Origin of the sequence: Mesorhizobium sp. M1D.F.Ca.ET.231.01.1.1 (genome assembly GCF_003999155.2) — a bacterium.
Lineage (GTDB): Bacteria > Pseudomonadota > Alphaproteobacteria > Rhizobiales > Rhizobiaceae > Mesorhizobium.
Genome location: NZ_RZOZ02000295.1, coordinates 1 through 280, shown reverse-complemented (window position 1 = coordinate 280; position 280 = coordinate 1). Strand labels below are relative to the sequence as shown.

Below are 280 nucleotides of genomic sequence, written 5' to 3'. Positions count from 1 at the left end.
TGGTAATCTATGATGATGACCTCATCGCGGGCCGCTACGTTGAATTCCTTCGTTATTTCCTCGAGAGTTCGCCTGGCTTCGGTAGGCTCGGTTCCGCCGTAGAACAGGCCGCCCGGATTGGTGTACTGCCCCGATCCCCGCGCCTCCCGAAGTTTCAATTCGCCGTGGCGCGCTTGATATGCCGCGAACGCAGCCTCAGCGCGCTTCAATCCCTCCTCGGAGATGTCCGCGGGAACAAAATGCTCAGCCAACTCCTCGTATCCAGGATTCGAGGGGAGCG

General features: G+C 59.3%; 1 protein-coding gene. It reads right to left on the bottom strand.

Annotation, left to right across the window (positions count from 1 at the left end):
- On the bottom strand, positions 1–251 hold a 251-nt coding region (locus tag EN874_RS33375; protein ID WP_245516261.1), incomplete at its 3' end, for a DUF2817 domain-containing protein.
- Between the last annotated feature and the right edge of the window lie 29 nt (positions 252–280).